At 71.9% G+C, this 21,729-nt stretch carries 19 protein-coding genes; 7 read left to right on the forward strand and 12 right to left on the reverse strand.

The window, feature by feature from the left end; genetic code table 11:
- Window positions 1–145: 145 nt before the first annotated feature.
- Window positions 146–1,048, reverse strand: a complete 903-nt coding sequence (locus tag ABZX65_RS32645) for an oxygenase MpaB family protein (RefSeq protein WP_355348367.1) — start codon at window positions 1,046–1,048, stop codon at window positions 146–148.
- A gap of 161 nt (window positions 1,049–1,209) precedes the next feature.
- Here ABZX65_RS32645 and ABZX65_RS32650 point away from each other — a divergent pair, with 161 nt between their 5' ends.
- Entirely contained in the window at window positions 1,210–1,806 is a 597-nt protein-coding gene (locus ABZX65_RS32650) for an N-acetyltransferase (RefSeq protein ID WP_355348370.1), read from the forward strand.
- Here ABZX65_RS32650 and ABZX65_RS32655 read toward each other — a convergent pair.
- The 6 genes from ABZX65_RS32655 to ABZX65_RS32680 form a co-directional block, all read right to left on the reverse strand.
- The gene (locus tag ABZX65_RS32655; protein ID WP_355348373.1) at window positions 1,782–2,222 is read right to left on the reverse strand and encodes a GNAT family N-acetyltransferase; all 441 of its coding nucleotides are present in this window, start codon (window positions 2,220–2,222) and stop codon (window positions 1,782–1,784) included. The genes ABZX65_RS32650 and ABZX65_RS32655 overlap by 25 nt on opposite strands.
- Before the next feature lie 61 nt (window positions 2,223–2,283).
- A complete protein-coding gene (locus tag ABZX65_RS32660; RefSeq protein ID WP_355348376.1) occupies window positions 2,284–3,495 on the reverse strand; it encodes an MFS transporter in 1,212 nt (403 codons plus the stop codon).
- Between the two features lie 5 nt (window positions 3,496–3,500).
- Complete coding sequence (locus ABZX65_RS32665; protein ID WP_355348379.1) at window positions 3,501–4,103, reverse strand: GNAT family N-acetyltransferase; 603 nt, start codon at window positions 4,101–4,103, stop codon at window positions 3,501–3,503.
- Window positions 4,100–5,311 carry a type III PLP-dependent enzyme gene (locus tag ABZX65_RS32670; RefSeq protein WP_355348382.1) on the reverse strand — a complete coding sequence of 404 codons (1,212 nt, stop codon included), beginning with the start codon at window positions 5,309–5,311 and terminating at the stop codon, window positions 4,100–4,102. The genes ABZX65_RS32665 and ABZX65_RS32670 overlap by 4 nt, the downstream gene beginning before the upstream one ends.
- Before the next feature lie 8 nt (window positions 5,312–5,319).
- Window positions 5,320–6,639: a DUF6271 family protein gene (locus ABZX65_RS32675; protein ID WP_355348385.1), complete on the reverse strand. Its 1,320-nt coding sequence runs from the start codon at window positions 6,637–6,639 to the stop codon at window positions 5,320–5,322.
- Window positions 6,621–7,682, reverse strand: a complete 1,062-nt coding sequence (locus ABZX65_RS32680; protein WP_355348388.1) for a phytanoyl-CoA dioxygenase family protein — start codon at window positions 7,680–7,682, stop codon at window positions 6,621–6,623. Before ABZX65_RS32680 ends, ABZX65_RS32675 begins: the two co-directional genes overlap by 19 nt.
- A 569-nt stretch (window positions 7,683–8,251) precedes the next feature.
- On the opposite strand from ABZX65_RS32680, the gene ABZX65_RS32685 reads away from it, so the two are divergent.
- Window positions 8,252–9,763 carry a glycoside hydrolase family 3 protein gene (locus ABZX65_RS32685; RefSeq protein ID WP_355348391.1) on the forward strand — a complete coding sequence of 504 codons (1,512 nt, stop codon included), beginning with the start codon at window positions 8,252–8,254 and terminating at the stop codon, window positions 9,761–9,763.
- 136 nt (window positions 9,764–9,899) lie between these two features.
- Window positions 9,900–10,862, forward strand: coding sequence for a helix-turn-helix domain-containing protein (locus ABZX65_RS32690; RefSeq protein WP_355348394.1), 963 nt, complete (start codon window positions 9,900–9,902; stop codon window positions 10,860–10,862).
- A 95-nt stretch (window positions 10,863–10,957) separates the two neighbouring features.
- Here the strand turns inward: ABZX65_RS32690 and ABZX65_RS32695 are convergent, their stop codons facing one another.
- From ABZX65_RS32695 to ABZX65_RS32715, 5 genes are all read right to left on the reverse strand, one after another.
- Window positions 10,958–12,433 (reverse strand): FAD-dependent oxidoreductase, encoded by a 1,476-nt coding sequence (locus ABZX65_RS32695; protein WP_355348397.1) that lies wholly within the window; start codon window positions 12,431–12,433, stop codon window positions 10,958–10,960.
- The gene (locus ABZX65_RS32700) at window positions 12,430–12,726 is read right to left on the reverse strand and encodes a (2Fe-2S)-binding protein (RefSeq protein WP_355348400.1); all 297 of its coding nucleotides are present in this window, start codon (window positions 12,724–12,726) and stop codon (window positions 12,430–12,432) included. The genes ABZX65_RS32695 and ABZX65_RS32700 overlap by 4 nt, the downstream gene beginning before the upstream one ends.
- On the reverse strand, window positions 12,710–13,951 hold the full coding sequence (locus ABZX65_RS32705; RefSeq protein WP_355348403.1) for an FAD-dependent oxidoreductase: 1,242 nt from the start codon (window positions 13,949–13,951) through the stop codon (window positions 12,710–12,712). Before ABZX65_RS32705 ends, ABZX65_RS32700 begins: the two co-directional genes overlap by 17 nt.
- Window positions 13,952–14,056: 105 nt before the next feature.
- Window positions 14,057–15,058, reverse strand: coding sequence for a proline racemase family protein (locus ABZX65_RS32710; RefSeq protein ID WP_355348406.1), 1,002 nt, complete (start codon window positions 15,056–15,058; stop codon window positions 14,057–14,059).
- Window positions 15,055–15,963, reverse strand: coding sequence for a dihydrodipicolinate synthase family protein (locus ABZX65_RS32715; protein WP_355348409.1), 909 nt, complete (start codon window positions 15,961–15,963; stop codon window positions 15,055–15,057). Before ABZX65_RS32715 ends, ABZX65_RS32710 begins: the two co-directional genes overlap by 4 nt.
- A 442-nt stretch (window positions 15,964–16,405) precedes the next feature.
- Here ABZX65_RS32715 and ABZX65_RS32720 point away from each other — a divergent pair, with 442 nt between their 5' ends.
- From ABZX65_RS32720 to ABZX65_RS32735, 4 genes are all read left to right on the forward strand, one after another.
- Window positions 16,406–17,059 carry a GntR family transcriptional regulator gene (locus tag ABZX65_RS32720; protein WP_355348412.1) on the forward strand — a complete coding sequence of 218 codons (654 nt, stop codon included), beginning with the start codon at window positions 16,406–16,408 and terminating at the stop codon, window positions 17,057–17,059.
- A 313-nt stretch (window positions 17,060–17,372) separates the two neighbouring features.
- Window positions 17,373–18,449, forward strand: a complete 1,077-nt coding sequence (locus ABZX65_RS32725; RefSeq protein ID WP_355348415.1) for an ABC transporter ATP-binding protein — start codon at window positions 17,373–17,375, stop codon at window positions 18,447–18,449.
- 99 nt (window positions 18,450–18,548) lie between these two features.
- Entirely contained in the window at window positions 18,549–19,730 is a 1,182-nt protein-coding gene (locus ABZX65_RS32730; protein WP_355348418.1) for a substrate-binding domain-containing protein, read from the forward strand.
- 133 nt (window positions 19,731–19,863) lie between these two features.
- The gene (locus ABZX65_RS32735; RefSeq protein ID WP_355348421.1) at window positions 19,864–21,657 is read left to right on the forward strand and encodes an iron ABC transporter permease; all 1,794 of its coding nucleotides are present in this window, start codon (window positions 19,864–19,866) and stop codon (window positions 21,655–21,657) included.
- Window positions 21,658–21,729 lie beyond the last annotated feature (72 nt).

Genomic DNA, 21,729 nt, shown 5'->3' on the forward strand with positions numbered 1-21,729 from the left:
CCGGTCGGCGGGTCAACGCCTCCCGCCCCGGTCGCCGCCCCCGGGGGGCGGGGGGGGGGGGGGGGGCGGCCCCCCCGGGGGGGGGGGGGGGCCCCCCCCCCCCCCCGCCCCCCCCCGCCTCTGCGCCGTCTTCCGGCCCCGCCCGTCAGCCTTCTGACGGCCCGTCGGACCGCCCGGCGGCCTCCGGAGCCATCGCCCAGCGGATCGTCCTGGTCAGACCGTGCCCCGCGAGCCGGACGCCGGTCGCCTCGGTGATCGGCAGATATGGCAGCCGCAGCGGGCTGCGGGCCCACGAAGGAAGCAGCCCCACCGCGCCCGCGGCCAAGATCGCGTACGGGCCGCGGGCGGCCCACGGCAGCGGCGGGTCGAGCAGCAGGAAACGCGCGGCGTCCCGCGCCTCGGCCGTGGACCGCAACTCCGGCCGGTACGCGGCGAGCCGGGCGGTCAGCGCCGCCTGGTCGCGCGGCGGGTCGAGGACACCGAGGGCCTCCGCGACCCGCGCGGTGTCCGCCACGTAGGCGTCGCAGCCCGCGGCGTCCAACGGCCGCGCCCCGTACCGCTGATGAGCGCGCAGGAAACTGTCCACCTCGGCGACGTGCACCCAGCCCAGCAGATGCGGATCCGACGCCCGGTACGGCTCCCCCTCCGCGGTCGTGCCGCTGACGCGCTCGTGCACCGCCCGTACCTGCTCGACGGCCTGCCGCGCGTCCTCGGCGGTGCCGAAGGTCGTGACCGCCAGAAAGGTGCTGGTGCGCTGGAGCCGGCCCCACGGATCTCCCCGGTAGCCGGAGTGCGCGGCGACCGCGGCCATCGCCAGCGGATGCAGCGACTGCAACAGCAGCGCACGCAAGCCCCCGATGAACATCGACGCGTCACCGTGCACCACACGGATCGGCCGCTCGGGACCGAACCATCGCGGCCCCCGCGCGTCCTGGATCCGCGCCCGGTTCTCCGGCCCCGAGGGCCCCGCCACCCGCGCCAGCAATTCCGCGCGCAACCGCTGCCGCACGGCTGCGACGCCGGGAATGTCCAGAATACTGACGGCCATGTCGCCACTGTACGACTCGGGCGTGAACGCGGTCGCGCGGGGAGGTGTCGGCGAGGTCCCGCCGGAGATGATGTGGGACGGAAACAGGCGGCCGGATCCCGGCGGTACCCGGGCGCGGCGGCCCACGAACGGAAGCACCTGCGCGGGAGAGGCGGAACGCGATGACGACGGCTGAGGCGGGCGCGCTCGGGGACGGGCTGCGCATCGAGCGGGCGCGAGCGCTTGACCCCGGAGCGGCGCACGCGCTGCTGGCCCCGCTGGTCCGGGGCGGCGCCCCGCTCGGCTGGCTGGAGCCGCCCGGCCCCGACGAGGTCACGGCCCTCCTCGACCGGGTCCTGACCGCGGTACGGGCCGGTGACGGGTCGCTGCGCGCCGCGTATCTCGGCGAGGACCTGGTCGGTTTCGGCTACTGGCTGCGGTACACCCGCCCCACCCACCGCCCCCACGCCGACCTGGAGCGGCTCGCCGTGGACGGCGCCGCCCACGGCCACGGCATCGGCCGCGCCCTGACCGCGGCGCTGGTCGCCGACGCCCGCCGGGCCGGGATCGAAGTGCTCACCCTCGACGCCCGTGGCGACAACGCCCGCGCCATCGGCCTCTACGAATCACTGGGCTTTCGCGAGTACGGCCGCCTGCCGGACTTCGTGGCGGTCGGGCCGCGCCGCTACGACAAGGTGTTCCACATGCTCGACCTGCGCCCCGGCCGCCACGGCGGCGGCGCGGAGGACGCCGCTCAGGGCAGCCGCAGCGTCACGTAACGGATCGTGTCGCCCGGCAGCAGATACCGCTCGACCTCGACGAAGCCCTGCGTGAGCGCGAAGCGCAGCCCGTCCTCATTGGACTCCAGCACCACCGTCTCGACGGCGCCCGGCCGCAGCTCCCGCGCGTGCGCGAGGCCGCGCGCGTACAGCTCCCGGCCGAAGCCCCGCCCCCGGTGTGCGGTGAGGACCCGCGCGATGACCGTGACCACCGGCTCGTCGTCGGTCGGCGGCCGTACCGTCGTGTTTCCGACCAGGACGTCGCCGAGGTAGGCGACCTCCAGGAGGTGGCGTCCGCTGCGCTCCCGGACGTCGTCCAGGGACAGCGGATGCGTGGGGATGACCGTGTTGTGGACGGCGCGCCAGTCCTGGACGAAGGCGTCGGGGCGCACGCGTTCGATGCGAAGTGTGCTCACCGGCACAGCGAAGCGGGCGCGCCCCGAGGCGTCAACCGTGATTCGGGGCGCGGCCCGCGGCTCATGCGGTCGACGTCCAGCGGATCTGCGTGCTGCACAGGGACACGACCAGCGCCGAGGCGGCCACGGCGCCCAGGCCCCAGACCAGACCGGTCGCGTTGGCGATGAAGCCGATCACCGGCGGCCCCGCGAGCAGCCCCGTCGTGCCCATCGTCGCGACCAGCGTCAGCGCGTCCGAACCCTGACCGGCCGCCGCCACGTACACGCACGGCGTCACGGCGGCGATGCCCAGGCCGACCGCGGCGAAGCCGATCAGCGCCGGGACCACGCCGCCGCTGAGCAGCGCGATGGCCAGGCCCGCCGCGGCCAGGGCGCTGCCCGCACGGACGATCAGGCCGTCACCCCAGCGGCTGCGCCAGCCGTCGGCGAAGAGCCGGGCGAGCACCATCATGACCGAGACGACGGCGATGCCCATGGGCGCCAGTTCGGCCGAGGCCTTGGCGACGTCCTTCATGTAGATCGCCGACCAGTCGTTCATCGCACCCTCGGTGACCGTGCCGAAGGCCATCGCGCAGCCCATCCACAGGGTCATACGGGCGGGCAGCGTCCACTTGCCGCGGCTCTTGGCACCCCGTTCCTCCGCGACCGCGACCGCGTCCTCCTTCTGCTCCTGCGCCTCTGCCGCCTCGTCCTTGGCCGCGATTTGCTCTTGCGTCAGCAGCCCGGTCCTGGCGTACGCGGTCAGCAGGAGCAACAGGACGGCGGCGGCGCCGAAGTGCACCGCCATCGTCGAGGTGACGGTGTTCATTCCGGAGGCGAGCAGGGCCGCGCCGAGCGAGCCGCCGCTGAAGGTCGCGTGCAGCTTGGCCATGGCGTTGCGCCGGTGGACGGCCTCCAGCGCCGCGCCCTGCGCGTTCATCGCCACATTCAGGCAGGCCACGAGCACCCCGTCACAGCCCATGACGAGCAGCGCGACCGGGTAGTTCGGCATGACGGACAGCGGGATGAGCAGCAGCGTCAGGCCGACGGCCGAGAGCAGCGACAGCAGCCGCGAGCCCAGCCGCCGCATCAGCATCGCCACCAGCGGGAAAGCGGCGGCGGCGCCGATGCCGGTGGCCATCAGCAGCAGCCCCACCTGCGCGGCGGTCAGGTCCAGATGCGCCTTGATCGCGGGCAGCCGCGACGCCCAGGTGGCGTACTGGAAACCCAGCGAGAAGAAGAGCGCCCCGATCGCCAACTGCCCGCGCCGGAACGGATCGTGAATGTGCAACACAGGCGTTATCCCACTTCGTTTCGCGTTGGTGCCCCGCTCAGCAGGCCGCTGGTCGGCGTCGGACTCTCGACGGTCGGCGCGGTCGGCAGCGCCATGGACATGTACACCGAACCGGCCCCGTAGCTCTCGGAGTTCACGACCTCCTTCTGGGCGGCGAAGCCGTTCGCCGCCCAGAAGGTGTGACTGCCGCCGACCGCGACGAGCGACATCTGCTCGTATCCCTGCCGGAGCGCCCGCCCGGTGAGGTGGTGCAGCAGGCGTTTGCCCAGGCCCCGGCCGCGCAGATCCTCGGCGATGACGAGGTCGTGCACATGCAGATTGCGCGAGCGGAAGACCACCTCCTCGCCGCGGGCGAGGTCGGGCGCCTGCGAGACCGGGTACGGCAGCGCCAACAGGTAACCGGCGAGCCGCTGTTCGACGTCGAGGACGAAGCATGTCGTCGGCGACGCCCACGCCTTCGACTCCAGCGCGGCCCGCCCCTCGGACAGACCGAGGGAGGTGTAGGCGGCGGCTTCGAGCGCGACGAGGTCCGCCCAGTCGCCGTCGCCGACAGGGCGGACGCGCGCGTGCTCCGTCACCGCGCGCCGGGGTGTCTCGCGGTCGCTCACCTGTCGTGCTCCTTCCGCGGGCGGCCCGGCCCGTCGCCCGCGCCGCGTACGCACACGTACGGCAGCGGGCTGAAGCCGTTGAACCCCTGGGTCATGTAACTGACGGCGTAGGCACCGCTGGACAGCACCCACACCGGGTCGCCCGACACGACCGACTCGGGTACCGGGACCAGGCTGTGCTCGCGCGAATAGGCGTCGTCGCTGTCACAGGTCGGACCGGCCACGGTGGCCTCGACGCGCGGGGTGTCGGGGTGGGTGGGGAAGACCAGCCGGTACTGCAACTCGTCCATCTCGTACAGGCCGTTGAACTTCCCGCAGCTCAAGTAGAGCCAGCGGTGGGCCGTGCCGTCCGCCGTGTGCCGGGTGGACAGCCGGGAGACGTGCGCCCGGACGGCCCCGTGGTCGGCGACCAGATGGCGGCCCGGCTCCATCACGAAGCCCAGGCCGTCGCCCGCCGCCTCCCGGCACCGCTGCATGCCCTCGCGGATGACGGCGAAGATCTTGTCGATCGGCGGGTCGAGCGGCCTGCCGCGCTTGTCGAGATAGCCGAGCGCGGGCAGGCCGCCGCCCAGATTGACGTACCGCGGCGGCATACCGCGCTCGCCGAGCACGGTCAGCGTGTCGACCAGTTGCTCCAACGCCCGCTGCCACGCCTCGGCCGTCATCTGCTGCGAACCGACGTGCACGGAGAGCCCGGCCGGCCGCAGCCCGGACTCCCGCGCCTTCTCCAGCACGGCCACGGCGTCCTCGGCCGAGCAGCCGAACTTATTGCTCAGACCCCAGAGCGCTCCGTCACCGTCGGTCGCCAGCCGGCAGAACACCCGAGAGCCGGGGGCGTGCGCCGCGACGGCGGCGACGTCCTCCAGGCTGTCGGTGGCGAAGTCCCTGACACCGAGGCGATAGGCCGCCGCGATGTCGCGGTCCGACTTGACGGTGTTGCCGTAGTGAATTCTCCCGACCGCGACGCCGGAGCGTACGGCCTGCTCGATCTCGTTGATACTCGCCGCGTCGAATCCGCTGCCTCTCGCGACAAGACAGGCGAGCACTTCGTCCACGGGACAGGATTTCATGGCGAAGCGCACCGCGATTCCCGGCAGCTCGCGCAGCAGGGAATCGTAGCGTTCCTCGATACCGCTGAGATCGAAGACGATCCGGTCCTCGGCGCTGGCCGAAAGAGCGGCGAACAGTGAGGCGTTCTCGTGCGTCATGTGCGGCGTCAGCCAGGCAGCCGCTGGAGTGTGCCGAGACCCGTTTCTCTGCTCGCCCGAATCATCGCCGACCATGTTTCCGTCAACAGGGCGTAGTCCTCGATGTCCCCGCGGGCCTCGTCCAGCAACCGCTCGCGCCGCTCCGTGAGCGAGTCCGCGAATTCGGCGTACCTGCCGCCGAGCTTGCGGTAGGACCGGTCGAGGATGTCCAGCCGCTCCACATTCTCCGCACGGTCCAACAGGGCGCTGTCCCGCAGCAATTCGGCGACCGCGGCCACCCGTATCCGGTGGTCGTCGTCCAGCAGCGCGGAACCGGCCTCGGCCATCCGGTCGTACACGGCGTTGAGATACAGCATCGACAGGAAGAATTTGGCGAAGCGCAAGTGATACGCCATGAACCCGGCGTCCGTCTTCCGCTCACCGGTGTGGTAATTGACGATGTTCCGGTTGTGCAGGACACCGGGCAGCGTCGCGTCGTGGACGAGGTGGATCAGGAAGTAGTCACTGCCGATCGTGTCCGTCGCGGGCATCAACGGGACCTGCTCGTGGACCCCGTGGAAGGCGATGTTGCACATGTCGACCCGCATCGGGTCGACCAGGGTGAGCGTCGAGTGGTCACCCGCGAAGGGCTCGTGCCCCGCGCCCTTGAAGGACTCGTCGACCAGTTCGCGCTTCTTCCGCGACGACCAGTGGACCGGCGCCCACAGCCCGACCACGTCGTAGTAGGCGTCGCGGTCGAGCCGGTGCATCTCCTCGATGTCGACGGACATCTCGCCGATGAAGGAACTGCCCACCATGGAGACGGTCTTGCCGGTGTGCGCGTCCGCCAGATCGGTCTCGGTCACCCCGGCCGCCGCGTCGCCCGCCCGCTTGCCGAGCGACAACAGCTCATGGTGGACGGGGAAGACCGGCAGACCGTCCACGGACTGGTAGCGGCTGTCGGAGTCCCTGCGGTGCACGGACTCGCAGCCCAGCGCCGCGGCGATCAGGAACGCGCGGTTGGTGCAGGCGCCGTACGAGAGCCCGGCGGGCAGCATCAGATCGAGCATCAACTCGGGCTTGTCCGGCGCGGCCCGCTCGATGACCCGCCGCAGGAAGTCGCGCTGCTCCGACTCGCCGAGGTGGTGCACGACGACGCCCGGTACGGCCGGCAGACCGCGCACGACCCGAGCGTGCTGCTCGCGGGCTCCGGCGTCGGAGGAGTCCAGGACCAGCAGACGCACCTCGACGTCGAAGTGCGTGGCGGCGTGGGCCGCCTCCTCGTGCACCGCCGATATCGTTGTCGCGCAGGGCCTGTTGGTGGGAAGCGTCAGGCAGATTCGGCGCATGTCCGCTCCCCGGTCCCCTGCTCCGCGGACGGCTGCTTCCAGGAGTCGCGGCCCAGCAGCTTGGCGCCCAGGTCGGTCAGCTCCGCGGGTCCGTACCGCAGGGACTCGTGCCGGGTGGCGTCGCCGACCAGCGTGCCGTTCCACTCCGGAGTGCTGAGCGTCCGCCAGGAGTTGACGCGCGAGTCCCGCAGCTCCTGGTGCGACTCCAGGGCGGGCATCATCGAGAGGTACTGGGCGGCGCGGACGCCGCTCTGCGAGGTGTTGGGCGCGACGCCGTGCGCGAGCAGCCCGTTCCAGATCAGCAGGTCACCGGCCTTGAGATCGGGCTGGATGACGGGGTATTCGGCGCGGTCGACGCTCGGCCGGATCGGGTCGCGGTCCTCCGGCTGGAGCGCCTTCCACTCCTCGAACCGGTGGAAGAGGTCGGGCGCGCACTGGAAGCCGCCCTGGTCGGGCTTGGTGTCGTTGAGCGCGATGATCCCCTGGACGCGCTGCGGGAGCACCTCCAGCGTGGTGTCGATGTCCCAGTGCAACGTGATGTCGAAGCCGCGCTCGGTCGGCGCGATGTGGGCGCGGTCCCGGTTCTTGATGTTGGGCGGGTTGAGGTTGAGCCGGTCCAGCGTCACCCACAGCTCTTCGCAGTCCCATACGTCGACGAAGGCGTCGTAGACGCGCTGCGACTGCCGGCTGTCCCACATGAGCTGGTGCTGGTAAGCCTCGACGAAACCGTAGATGTGCAGTTCCCTGTCGAGATCCGAGCGGAACTCCCGCTCCTCGTACCAGGTGTCCGGGCGGGCAGGATCAAGTCCCTGGAAATTCCAGGCGAATTCCAGGAGCTCGTCGGCCGCGACGGCGGGTATCGCCTGCCGCACCACGACGTATCCGTAGGTCTGCCAGAAAGTGAAGTCCTCTTCCGACAGCACACGGAGTTTCTGTGTCTTGCGGAGGTTCCGCAGCGGAGTCGGTGTGAGGTAGGTCTCGCCGTCCGAGCTGAAGTACGGGCGTTCGGAAGAGGCTCGAAAAGAATGATCAGGCGCCGACAAAGCAGTCGCTCCAGGGTTCGGTTCTCTGATGCGGATCGCCCCCGGGCTTTCCTTCGGCCGGGACGGATCGGCCGTGTGGGGACAGGCAATCGCGTCCGGTGCCGAGAGTGGTTCTGGGCGACCGCCACTACATGTGCCTACGTCAAAGCACGGCGGAACCGTGCGTTGCCGTCGGTGGGCGAGTGGGTGCGTACGGCAACGGACGTTCGCAACTTGCCCATCATTCATGGCACTACGCCGCGCTTGTCGCTCGCTGAACTCGCGTCCCACTAAAATGGATTAGACCAACCGCCCATGTCAACCGTGGAGTTGACGTGTCGCGCCGCCCGAAGGCGGCGATTCGGCCACCTCGTCGCCGTGCGCGATCCGGGCCCTACCACGGGTGACGCGGCTTCCCCGGCGGCGACGGACCAGGTCAGGCGCGGTCTCCCGGACGCCCCGGCCGATGTGGCCGGTGTGCGTGCGTCAGGCACTTGACACCCCAGATCACGCTGGGCGAGTATCCGGATGGTCTGTACCAATGTCCGCCGTGTCACAAATGCGTTGGCTCTACGTGGAAGGCCCAGTTGATGTCCTCCAGCACGCCCGACAAGGAGCTGCGACGACTCGCGCTCTCCGTTCTCCAGCCCGGCTTCGTGGGGACGGAGGCGCCGGAGTGGGTGCTGCGGGCCATCGGTGACGGCCTGGCCTCCGTCGTCCTCTTCTCGCGCAATATCGCCTCGCCCCAGCAGGTGGCCCGGCTGACCGCGCAACTGCGCGCCGAGAACCCCGCGTTGATCATCGCGATCGACGAGGAAGCCGGGGACGTCACCCGTATCGAGTCCTCGACCGGCTCCACCCGGCCCGGCAACTTCGCGCTCGGCGCCGTGGACGACCCCGACCTCACCGAGTCCGTCGCCCGCGACCTCGGCCGCCAACTGCACGCCGCCGGCGTCAGCCTCAACTACGCGCCCAGCGTGGACGTCAACTCCAACCCGGACAACCCGATCATCGGGGTGCGCTCCTTCGGCGTCGACGCCGGTCTGGTCGCCCGGCACGCGGGCGCCTGGATCCAGGGTCTCCAGTCGGCCGGAGTCGCCGCCTGCGCCAAGCACTTCCCCGGTCACGGGGATGTCGCCGTCGACTCCCACCACGGCCTGCCCAGCTACGACGCCGACCTCGCGACCATCGCCGCCCAGGCCCTGCCGCCCTTCGAGGCCGCCGTCCGGGCGGGCGTGCGCGCCGTGATGAGCGGTCACCTCCTCGTGCCCGCCTACGACCCGCACGTTCCGGCCACCCTCAGCAGCCGCATCCTCGACGGGCTGCTCCGCAAGGAACTCGGCTTCGACGGCCTGATCGTCACCGACGCCATCGAGATGGGCGCCGTCACCGACCGCTACGGCATCGACGGAGCCACCGTGAAGGCCGTCGTCGCGGGCTGCGACGCGGTCTGTGTCGGCGGCGAGAACTCCGGGGCCGACACCGTCGACCTGCTCGCCGACGCGCTCGCCGACGCCGTACGGTCGGGCGACCTCACGCAGGCGAGGCTGGAGGAGGCGTCCGAGCGGGTCCGCGCCTTCGCCGAGTGGTCGACCGGCCTGGCGCGGGCGGTTCCGGTCAATCCGGTCAGCGGCGACATCGGTTACGTCGCCGCCCGCCGCGCCATACGCCTCGGCGGCTCCGCGAGCGACGTCCTCCCGCTGACCGCGCCCCCGCACGTGGTCGAACTGGTGCCGTCCACCAACCTGGCCATCGGCAAGGAGACCCCCTGGGGCGTCGCGGCCCCGCTGCGCGAGCGGCTGCCCGGCACCACCTTCGTCCGCGTCCACCACCAGGAACTCGCCGCCGACGCCGCCCTCCTGGAGTCGTACGCGCTCGCGCCCGCCGCCGGGCGCCCGCTGGTCGTCGTCGTCAGGGACGCCTCCCGCAACAAGTGGATGGGCCGCGCGCTCGCCGAACTCGCCGGGGCACGTCCCGACGCGATCGTCGTCGAGATGGGCCTGCCGGGCGACTCCGTCCAGGGCGCCGCGCAGATCTTCACCCACGGCGCGACGGCCGCCTCCGGTGTCGCCGCGGCGGAAGTCCTGGTGGGCGCGCGGTAGTCGGGCCGGGCCCCGGCGGGGTCCGCGCCTTGGGCGGGTCCGACGACCACCGGGGGATACTTGGCCCGAGGCGGTCCGCGGCCGGAGACTCCGGGACGCGGCCACCGCGGTCCGAGGGGGAGCCATGATGCGGACGATGTTCGATCGTGACGATCTGTCGCCGCCGGACCGGCTGGCGGCCCTCAACGAGCTGTTCGTCACCAGCGAGCACCCGATGAGCCTGTCCAGCCGGGAGGCGGAGGACTTCAGGGCGTCGGCCAGGACCGTCGACCTCGCGGCGGTGAACGTGGTCGAGCTGAGGGTCTCGCCCTCGCAGGTCGTCCGCACGCCGAAGATGGTCCGCCAGGCGGATCCGGGACTCCTCTGCCTGGCCATGGCGCCCTCGGGCAAGCTCGTCATGAGCCAGCTCGGCCGCGAGGCGGTCCTGGAGGCGACGGACATCGTCCTCTACGACAGCTCGCGCCCCTTCGGACTTCAACTCGGCGCGGGCGGTGAGCCCACCACACTCGTACGCGTCCACATCCCGCGCGCACAGCTCGGACAGCCCGCCGACCGGATCGAACGCCTGCTGGCCCGGCCCCTGCCGGGACAGGCCGGATTCGCGGGCATGCTCGTGCACTTCCTCACCGGCCTGACCACGCAGGCGGCCTACCGCCCCGACGACCTCGGGCGGCTGGCCCGTATCTCCGAGGACCTGCTTACCGCCGTCGTCGCCCACCACCTCGACGCGGAAGCCGCCGTCCGTGAGGACTCACGCCGACGCACACTCCTGCTGAGCGTCGAAGCCTTCGTCCAGCAGCATCTGCACGACCCCGACCTCTCGCCGACCCACATCGCCGACGCCCTGCACGTCTCCGTCGGCTACCTCCACCGGCTCTTCACCACGCGCGAGACCACCCTCGCCGCCTGGATCCGCCGCCTCCGCCTGGAGCGCGCCCGCCGGGACCTGCGCGACCCCGCCCTCCGGGATCTCCCCATTCACCGCATAGCCGCCCGCTGGGGATTCAAGGACCACTCCACCTTCACCCGTTCCTTCCGCACCGCCTACCACCTCTCGCCCCGCGACTACCGCCACGCGACGGGGAGCAGCGAACCGTAAACGGCTGGGCTCAGCGGCACCATGTCGTGCCGCATGCCTGAGGACGCCATGCCTGAGGACGCCATGGCTGAGCGCGCCATGCCTGAGCGCGCCTCTTACGCGTCAGGACCGCCCCCGTCGCCGTCGCCGTCCCCGTCCGCCGCGGCGATCTCGCCCAGCGGCACGGGGAAGGCCAACGGGCGGGTGGCCAGGCCGCGGTGGTCGGCGGCGGTGGCGGGGCGGCCGGTGAGGGCGGCGCTGATCGCGGTGGTCGCGAAGCCGCACACGCGGCCCTGGCACATGCCCATACCGGGGCGGGCGAGCTGCTTGAGGGTGCGCGGGTCGTCCGCGCCCAGCGTGCGGTGGGCCTCGTCGAGCGCCGCGAAGGTGACCTCCTCGCAGCGACAGACGACCGTGTCGGGCGTGAGCCACGCCGTCCAGTGCGCCGGGACCGGATGGGCGGTGTGCATCGCCGCGGCGAAGCGGCGACCCCGCCGGATGCCCGACCGCAGACGGCGTACGGCGCCGCGGTCGTAGGACCGGCCCAGGTCGGCGGCCACGGCGAGCCCGCTCAACCGGCCCTCGCGCAGGGCGAGCGCGGCGCCCCCGACCCCGGTGCACTCCCCGGCGAGGTAGACGCCGGGCACGCTCGCGCGCTGCCACGCGTCCACCGCCGCGACCAGTGAGCCGTCCACGTCCACCCGCGTCCGCGCGCCCAGCGCCAGCGGCAGTTCGAGAGCGGGGGTGAAACCCCAGCCGAGCGCCACCAGATCCGCCGCGACCTCGGTGGCGCGCGCGGTGACGGGGCGGCCGTCGCGGCCCAGCGGCGCCACCCGGACCGCGCGGACGCGCGTCCCGCCGAGGATGTGGGTGACGACGGTCCTCGTCCGGTACGGGATACGGTGGCGCGCCAGCAGCGCCGCGTACCGCGCCGCCTCCACCGCCTTGGCCGGTTCCCGCGCCGCGCCGCCGGCCTCGCGCAGCCAGCCGCGCAGCGCGTTCGCCTCGCAGACCAGGGGTACGTCCGCCCCGGCCGCGGCGAGGCCCGTCGCCACCGGGAGCAGGAAGGGGCCGGTCCCGGCCACCACGGCCCGCCGCCCGGCCAGGGTGCCGTCCGCCTTGAGCAGCGCCTGCACGCCGCCCGCCGCCATGACACCGGGCAAGTCCCAGCCGGGAATGGGCAGTTGGCGGTCGTATCCGCCCGGACAGAGCACCAGGGCGCGCGCGGCCACCGTCACGGCCGGTGCGCGGGCCGTGTCGTGCGCGGGCCGGGTCCTGAGAATGAAGCCGTCGGCCCCGCGCTCGGCCCGCCAGACCTGCCGGCCGTACAGCGTCCGTACCCCGGCTCGGGACAGCCGCCCCGTCAAGTCCGCGTACGTGCCCAGGTGGTGGTGTCCCTCGTCGGCGCGCGGTCCCCCCGGTCCGTGCCGCCAGAACTGGCCGCCGGGGCGCGCCGCCGCGTCGACCAGAACGACGCTCAACCCTGCCTCGGCGGCGGTCGCCGCCGCGGCCAGCCCCGCGGGACCCGCGCCGACCACCGCGACCTCGGCCCGCGCGACCTCGGCCTCCGCCGTCGTGGCGACGCCCGTCATCGGTCAGCGCCTTCGTACGTGGCGGGCGCCGTCTCCAGCCGCATGCCGTCGGCCGCCGGCACCTGGCAGGCGCGCTGGTCGCGGTGGCCGTCCACGGTGATCAGGCAGTCGAAGCAGACACCGATCCCGCAGAACAGGCCGCGCGGTCGGTCCTCGACGCGGGTCGACCGCCAGGCGACGATGCCCGCCGCCATCAGGGCGGAGCCGACGCTTTGGCCCTCGCGGGCAGAAACGGGCCGGCCGTCGAGGAACACGGTGCAGGGCGCCGCGAGGTCGTCAGCGTGAGGGGGCACGGGGTTTCTCCTGCGGTTCCTCGGTGGGCGGGCTGGTGTCGAAGCGCTCGGGGGCGAAGGGCGCGAGGTCCAGCGGTACGGCCTGGCCGGTCAGCGCACCGACGAGCAGGCTGGCCGTGCCCGCCGACAGACCGATCCCGGCGCCCTCGTGCCCGCAGGCGTGCCACAGCCCCGGCGCCCGCGGATCGGGGCCGATCACCGGCAGGTGGTCGGGGCAGTAGGGGCGGAAGCCGACGTAGGAGCGCAGCGCCGGGACCGAGGCCAGGAACGGGAAGAGCGCGATGGCCTTGCGGGCCAGCGCCGCGGGGACGGCGGGGGACAGCCGCCGGTCGAAGCCGACGCGTTCGCGCGAGGAGCCGATCAGGACGGTGCCCGCGCGGGTGCCCTCCACCACGGGCGACGTCTGGAGTGCGGCGTCACCGCTGGCCACATCGGCGACGTACTCTGCGGCGTAGACCTTGTGCCGGATGACCAGGGGGAGCGGCCGGGTGACCAGGACGGCGCCGCGCCGGGGGAGCACCGGCACCCGTACTCCGGCCAGCGCCGCCACGTCGCCCGCCCACGGGCCCGCCGCGTTGAGCACGGCCGGGGCGTGCACCGGACCGCGGTGGGTGTCGACGCCGGTGATCCGTCCCCCGGACGTGCGGAAACCGGTCACCTCCGTGCCGGTCCTGACCCGCGCGCCCGCCTCACGGGCCAGGCGCAGCAGGTGCGCGACGACGAGCACGGGCTGCACCTGGGCGTCCTGCGGGTAGAACGCGCCGGAGACCAGCTCCCGCGACAGCAGCGGTTCGTAGCCGGGCAGTTCGTCGCCGGACACCTTGACCGCCTCGACGCCGAGGGTGCGCTGATGCCGTACGAGCGTGGCCAGCGTCCCCGAACCCTGCGCGGTGGCGGCCACGACGAGACCGCCCTTGGCCTCGTACTCCCACAGGCCGGCGTGTTCCGCGAGGTCCTCACGCCACACGCGCAGTGAGAGCAGGGCCAGATCGAGCTCGGGGCCCGGCTCCTTGTCGGAGACCAGCAGATTGCCCTCGCCCGCGCTGGAAGTGCCGCCCGCCAGCGGACCGCGGTCCAGGACCGTGACGTCGAGACCGGCGCGCGCCGCGAAGTACGCGGCGGCGGCCCCGATCACGCCCGCGCCGATGACGACGAGGTCCGCGGTGTCGGACGCCGTGGCCGGGCGCGGCGCCGTTCGCGACGCGGGCGGGTGCGGTGTGCGCATGGCGGCCTTCCCGGTCGCAGGTCAGGGGCGGGGCGTGGGGTTCACGGGCGGGTGCGGGCGTGGGGTCCACCGGCGGGTGCGGGCGTGGGGTCCACCGGCAGGGCACTACAGGAGGAATCCCGCGGGAAAGGGGTCGTCGGGGTCGAGCATGTACTGGGCGGTACCGGTGATCCATGCCCGCCCGGTGACGGTCGGTACCACCGCGGGGACGCCGCCGACCTCGGTCTCCTCCACCAGACGGCCGACGAAGCGGGTGCCGATGAACGACTCGTTCACGAAGTCGGTGTCCAGCGCGAGCTCCCCGCGGGCGTGCAACTGCGCCATCCGCGCGCTGGTCCCCGTACCGCACGGGGAGCGGTCGAACCAGCCGGGGTGGATGGCCATGGCGTGCCGGGAGTGGCGGGCGGTGGAGCCGGGCGCGGTGAGATAGACGTGGTGGCAGCCGCGGATGTCAGGGCGCTCCGGATGGACCGGTTCGTCGGCCTCGTTGATCGCCGCCATGACGGCCAGGCCCGCCTCCAGCAGCCGTCCGCCCTCCCGCCGGTCGAAGGGCAGGCCGATCCGCTCCAGGTCGACGACGGCGTAGAAGTTGCCGCCGAAGGCGAGGTCGTACCCCACCTCGCCGAGGCCGGGCACGGTGACGGTCCGGTCCAGCGCGTGCGCGTACGAGGCGACATTGCGCAGCGTCACCGACCGGGCGGCGCCGTCCTCGACCGCCACCTCCACGGTGACCAGCCCCGCCGGGGTGTCCAGCCGGATCACGGTGACCGGCTCGCGGACCTCCACCATGCCGGTCTCGACCAGCACGGTCGCCACCCCGATGGTGCCGTGGCCGCACATGGGCAGCACCCCGGACACCTCGATGAACAGCACCCCCCAGTCGGCGTCGGGCCGGGTCGGAGGCTGGAGGATCGCACCGCTCATCGCGGCGTGCCCGCGCGGCTCGTACATCAGCAGGGTGCGCAGATCGTCCTTGTTGGCCAAGAACCACGTACGCCGCTCGGCCATGGTGCCGCCCGGCAGGACGCCCACGCCGCCGGTGATCACACGGGTCGGCATGCCCTCGGTGTGGGAGTCGACGGCGTGGAAGACGCGCCGCGCCCTCATCGGCAGCCCTCCGCGACCGCGGCCTTCGTCAGCTCGGTGATCCGCGCGGCGACGTCGTCGGGCAGCGGACCGCGCGGCGGACGGCAGGGGCCGCCGTACCGTCCGGCCACATCCATGGACAGCTTGATGGCCTGGACGAATTCCGTCTTGGAGTCCCAGCGCAGCAGCGCGTGCAGCGAGCGGTAGAGGGCGATTCCGGCCGGTACGTCGGCGGGGTCGTCCGACGTGATCAGGCGGAACATCTCGACGGTGGTGGCCGGGAAGGCGTTGGTGTAGCCCGCGATCCAGCCGACCGCGCCCGCGAGCCCCAGTTCCAGCACCATGTCGTCGGCGCCGACGATCAGGTCCAGGCCCGGCGCCGACTCGGCCAGCAGATAGGCGCGGCGCGGATCGCCGCTGAACTCCTTGACCGCCACGATCAGATTCTCGGCGTGCAGTTCGGCGAGCAGGCCGGGGGTGAGGTCGACCTTGGTGTCGATGGGGTTGTTGTACGCGACCACGGGCAGCCCGACCCGCGCGGCCTCGCGGTAGTGGGCGACGACGTCGGAGCGCGAGGCCCGGTAGGAGTTGGGCGGCAGCAGCAGGACGGATGCGGCGCCGGCCTCCGCCGCCCGCTCGATCCACCCGCAGACCTCCCGTGACCCGTACGCGGCCACGCCGGGCATCACCCCGAAGCCCTCGGGGGCCGCCTCGATCGCGGTCCGCATCACGCGGGTGCGCTCGTCGATACTGAGGGTCTGGTACTCGCCGAGCGAACCGTTGGGGCACACGCCGTGGCAGCCGCCGTCGGCCAGGAACCGGACGTGCTCGCCGTACGCGTCGAGGTCGACCGAACCGTCGGGGCGGAACGGGAGCGCGGTGGCGACGTAGACCCCGTGCCAGGGCTGCGCCTGGGTGTCGGGCATGCGGTTCTCCTCACGGGAAGGGCGGACGCGCCGCCTCGGCGGTGCGAGGACGACGGGGGCCGGGCGGGCGAACGAGCGCTCGCGGGCCGCGCGTTGGGCGCCTGGACGCTGACGGGGGCGCCGCGACGGGAGCCCGGATCGGTGGTGCGCAACGGGCTACGGACCGGCCGCCGGGACCGTGGGCGCTGCGCTGTCACAGTAGCTGTGCAATGGCACTGACGCCAGACCTCGACGGATCTTCGAGTGAACAGCGCGGGGACATGCGCCTTTGCCCCTTTCGTTCCCGGCTCGCGCGTCCGTGGATATCATTGCGCCGCACAATGAAACCTCATTGACCCTCCGCCCTGTCGCCGCCGTACCCCGCCCGGCTGTCATCCTGACCCCGGACAGGCGATGCGCCGGCCGAGCGGCGGGGGCGCGGGAGAGCCGAAGGGCGGGGCACGTGAGCGGTGGGCAGAGCGCCGACGGCCGGGAGACGCAGCGGGACCGGGTGCGCGACGAACTGCGCGCCGCCGTGGTCTCCGGGGACCTGATCCCGGGCGCGGTCTACTCCGCTCCCAGCCTGGCGGCGCGCTTCGGCGTGTCCTCCACCCCGGTGCGGGAGGCCATGCTCGACCTGGTCAAGGAAGGGCTCGCGGTGGCCCAGCCCAACAAGGGCTTCCGGATCACCGAGGTCTCCGACCAGGACCTGGACCAGATCACCGCCGTCCGCCTGCTGATCGAACCGCCCGCCGTACGCGCCGTCGTCCCGCTGGTCCCCGCCGCCGACCTGCCCCTGCTGCGCACGCTCGCCGAGCACATCGTCGTCGCCGCGCGCGCCGGTGACCTGGTCGGATACGTCGAGGCCGACCGGATCTTCCACCTCACGCTGCTGGGCTACACCGGCAACCGGCACCTGGTGAACGTCGTCGCGGGTCTGCGCGCGCGGACCCGGCTGCTGGGCCTCGCGCCGCTGCTCGCCGACGGCAGCCTCGTCGAGTCGGCGATGGAGCACCACCAGCTCACGGACTTCGTGGAGTACGGCGACGCGGTGGGCGCCGAGCTGATGATGCACCGGCACATCGGGCATGTCCGGGGGCTCTGGGCGGCGCGCTGACGTCCCTTCCGTCCGCGTAACACAGGTTTTACCGGGCGGATCGGACGAAATTTTCTCCCCGCCCGGCGGCGCTCCGCGCGGGCTCGGCCCCGTGCGGCCCGGGGGAGTCAACTCGCAGGTGGCGGGCGGGCGTTGAGCGCCCGGACGACGATTTCCCGACCCGCTCGCGAGCCCGGTCGGATGGCTTGAACGGTGCCCTGTGCGTCGTCGCCGATTCAAGAACTTCGTGATCGACCGTTGACCGCACCCTTGTCGCTCACTTAGCGTCCTGCTCACCCCAGTGGAAGCCAAGTTCCAATGAATGGAAGTTCAGGTGAACGCTGTGAACCCGGACGATCCGTCGGCCCTCGACGCCCGATTGACCAATGTCAGCAAGACCTACCCCGGCGGCGAGACCGCGGTGACCAGCATGAACCTCGGTGTCAGGCGAGGCGAGTTCTTCTCGCTCCTGGGACCGTCGGGATGCGGCAAGTCCACCACGCTGCGGATACTCGCCGGTCTCGAACAGCCCACGGAAGGCACCGTCGCCATCGCGGGCAAGGACATGACCGGAGTGCCACCCAACAAGCGGCCGACCAACCTGATCTTCCAGAGACTGGCGCTCTTCCCGCACCTCACCGTGGCCGAAAACATCGCTTTCGGTCCGAAGATACGCCGCCAGTCACGGGCGGAGATCCGGTCGACCGTCACCGACATGCTGGACCTGGTCGACCTCGCGGGGTACGCCAACCGCAAGCCCGCCCAGTTGTCCGGCGGCCAGCAGCAGCGGGTGGCGATCGCCCGCGCCCTGGCCAACAAGCCCGCCGTACTGCTGCTCGACGAACCCCTGGGCGCGCTGGACCTGCGGCTGCGGGTGCAGATGCAGCGCGCCCTGAAGCAGATCCAGCAGGAGTCAGGGACCACCTTCGTCTTCGTCACCCACGACCAGACCGAGGCGTTCACCATCTCCGACCGGATCGCCCTGATGAACCAGGGCCGTGTGGAGCAGGTCGGGCGGCCCGACGAGCTCTACGACCGCCCCGCCACCGAATTCGTCGCCACGTTCCTCGGCGACACCAACATCATCCGCGGCGCCGTCGCCGACCGGGTGCTGCGCGCGGACGGCTTCACCTGCCGCACGCCGGGGCCCGGCACGGCGCTGTCGGTCCGGCCCGAGGCCATCGCCATGCGGCCCCGGCTGACCAGCGACTTCGACAACCGCTTCACCGCCCGCGTCACGGACCTGACCTTCCAGGGAGCCAGCATCCGCTTCCAGGTGGCCGTCGCCGACTCCAGGCAGGAACTGGTCGTACAACTCCCCGCCAAGGACGCACGGGGGATCGCCACGGGGGACGAGGTCGAGATCGGCTGGCCGTCCGACGCCGCCGTCATGCTCGGCGCCGACTCGTAGGACTCGTCCGCGCGACGGGCCACCGGGCCTGTCCGCGCGACAGTCCCGGCCGAGCGCGGGCCCACCACCAGAAGTGCTGTGACCACCCAGGGAGAGACCATGCACAGCAACACGGGCAGATCGAACGGGGACAAGGCGGCGGCGGCCGGAGCCGCGTCGCCCGCAGGGGAAGGCACCGGCCGTACCCCGGTGTCGCGGCGCTCGCTGCTGACCGGCGGCGGCGCGGTGGCGGCCGGACTGTTCCTGGCCGCCTGCGCCTCGAACAAGCAGCCCGGCACGTCGGCGAGTTCGGGCGCGGGCAAGGGAGCGGGCAAGAAGCTCACCATCACCATGACCCCCTTCGCGGGCGCCGATCTCGGCCTCATGCCCAGGGAGTTCGCCAAGGAGTACCAGGACAAGCACCCCAACGTGCAGATCAAGATCGACGACACGCTCAACCTCGCCAAGCAGACCGCCGCCTACCAGGCGAACCCGCACAAGCCGCTGAACAACCTGGTTTTCTCCAACGGCGGCGCGACGGCCACCGGCAAGGCCACCGGTATGTACCTCAAGCTGGACTACAGCAAGATCCCCAACACCTCGCAACTGCACGCCCAGTTCGTCGAGCGCGACCACTGCGGTGTGGTGTTCGGCGCCGACCAGATGGGGCTGGTCTACAACACCAAGACCTACCCCAAGGGCTTCGCGTCCTGGACCGACCTGTGGTCGCCCGACCAGCGCGGAAAGCTCTGTTTCTTCACCATCCCCTGGTGGGCCATCGGCATGGCCGCCAAGCTCAACGGCGGCGGCTGGGACAACATGGACCCCGGCTTCAAGCTGTGGATCGAGCACGCCAAGAACATCCGCACGATCGTGACGGCCAACCCCCAGTTCCTCAACGTGCTCTCCACCAGCGAGGCCCCGCTGACCTCGCACTACCTGGGCACCTCGACGGCCTGGCACGCCCAGGGCGCGCCGCTGGGCTTCAGCCGCCCCACCGAGGGCGCCTTCTTCGACCCGGTCGGCGTCAACATCAACTCCGGTTCCTCCGACGACCAGCTCGAGGTCTGCTACGACATCGTCAACGAGATGCTCCAGCCCAAGTGGAACCAGCGCTGGGTGGACACCTCGGTCGAGATCCCCGCCTCCAGCACCTCGAAGCTGACCCCGAAGCTCCAGGCCATCCCGGCCATCGCCGCCGGCGCCGACCAGAAGTTCGTGGACGTCGACTGGGACACCGTCGGCAAGAACATGGCCGCCTGGACCGCGCGGTGGAACGAGGAAGTCGTCTCCAAGATCTGACGGCCCCGTTCGTACGACTCAGTTCCGACGGCTCCAGTTCTTACGGCTCAGCTCTCACGGACCGGTTCCGACAGCCCGGTTCTCACGGCTCAGCCCCGACGACGTCCACCCCACGACCGGAAGGACCTGCACGATGGCGGACAACCCTCCAGGCGGCATACGAGAAGCCGCCCCGGTGAGCGGGGCGGCGACGGCCACGGCGGAGCGCCCGGCCCCGGAGAAGCCGGGACCCCGCCGAGCGCAGCCCAAAGCCTTCACCGGCAAGGGCCGCGACCGGCGCACCGCACTCCTCCTGCTCGCGCCCAGCATCGTGCTGCTGCTCGCGGTGTTCGCCTTCGCCATGGAGTCGCTCGTCGAGTACTCCCTGCAGAAGTACCAACCCGGCGGCGTCAACACCACCAACACCCTGGCCACGTGGACGAAAGTCCTCACCAGCTCCTACTACTGGTCGGTGATCTGGCAGACCGTACTCGTCGGTCTGCTGGTCACCGCGATCACCGCGGTCGTCGGCTACCTCACCGCCCTGGCACTGCACCACACCAAGCGGACCGGCTGGCGCAACGCCGGATACGCGGTGGTCTTCTCCTCGCTGGTCTTCTCCGGCATCGCCAGCGTCTACGCCTGGCAACTGCTGCTCGGCCAGGAGGGTTTCCTCAACTCCGCGCTCGGCCTGTTCGGCATCGGCCCCGTCCACCTGCTCTACGAGCGCAGCGCCGTCGTCATCGCCCTCGTGCACACCCTGCTGCCGCTGATGGTCCTGCCGATCAGCAGCACCTTCCGGCAGATCGACGGGACCCTCGCCGACGCGGCCGACGACTTCGGCGCCTCCCGCTGGCGCACCTTCCGCTCGATCACCCTGCCGCTGAGCGCGCCGGGCCTGATCGCCGGATGCCAGCTCACCTTCGCCCTGACCATCTCCAGCTTCACCGCCCCCAGCCTCCTGGGAGGCGGGCGGGTCGCGACCCTGTCCACCAGCATCTACTCCCTGGTCGGCACCACGGACTATCCGGGCGCCTCCGTCTGCGCCCTGGTGCTGCTGATCCTCGCGCTGGTCTCCACCGGAGCGTTCGTCCTCCTCCAGCGCCGGTTCGCCGAGGCCGACCAGGGCGGAGTCACCATCAGCCCCTCGCCGCCCCGTGGCATCCGCGGACTCGGCGTGTGGATGGCCGTGCTGTACGCCTTCCAGCTCGTGCCCGCCGCGATCGTCGTGATCAGCTCGCTGTCGTCGGTCTCCTACGGGGTATGGCCGCCGCCCGGCTTCTCCACCCGCTGGTACACCAACCTCTACCACCAGGACGGCGTCATGGACGCCTTCGTCGGCAGTCTGTGGATCGGGGCGCTGGTCGCGGTGCTCGCCGTCCTGCTCGGCTCCGCCGGCGCGGTCGCCCTGGTCCGCTACCGCTTCCGGGGCAGCGGGGTGGTGCAGTCGGCGCTCTTCTCACCCGTCGTGGTGCCCAAGATCGCCTTCGGCTTCGCCGTGTTCATGCTGCTCGCCCGGGCGGGTCTGCCCTCCGGGCGGTGGGCGGTGGTCCTCGCCCACACCGTGGCGACCGTGCCATTTGTGATCGTGCTGCTGTCCGCCGCCCTGACCCGGGCCGACCGCACCCTGGACTACGCGGCGATCGACCTCGGTGCCTCGCCGCTGCGCGCCTTCCTGCGCACGACGCTGCCGCAGATCGCGCCCGCCCTGCTCATCAGCGGCGTCTTCGCCTTCCTCGTCAGCTTCAACGAGATCGACCTGTCGATCTTCCTGCTCACCTCCGACCAGCAGACCCTGCCGGTGTGGATGTACGGCTACCTCAACAACTACCAGGACCCGACCCCCGCGGCCCTGTCCACGATCATGACCGCGCTGTCGGTGCTCGTCGTCGGACTCGGCGCCCTGCTCCTGCGCGTCGTCCAGCGCGGCCGACGACTGGAGCTGTGACCGACCGCCACCACCGCATCGGGCCACGCCGCACCCGCGTCCGCGTACCCGCACACCACCCGCCTTCGTACG

The organism is Streptomyces sp. NPDC003300, from assembly GCF_040610915.1.
Taxonomy (GTDB): domain Bacteria; phylum Actinomycetota; class Actinomycetes; order Streptomycetales; family Streptomycetaceae; genus Actinacidiphila.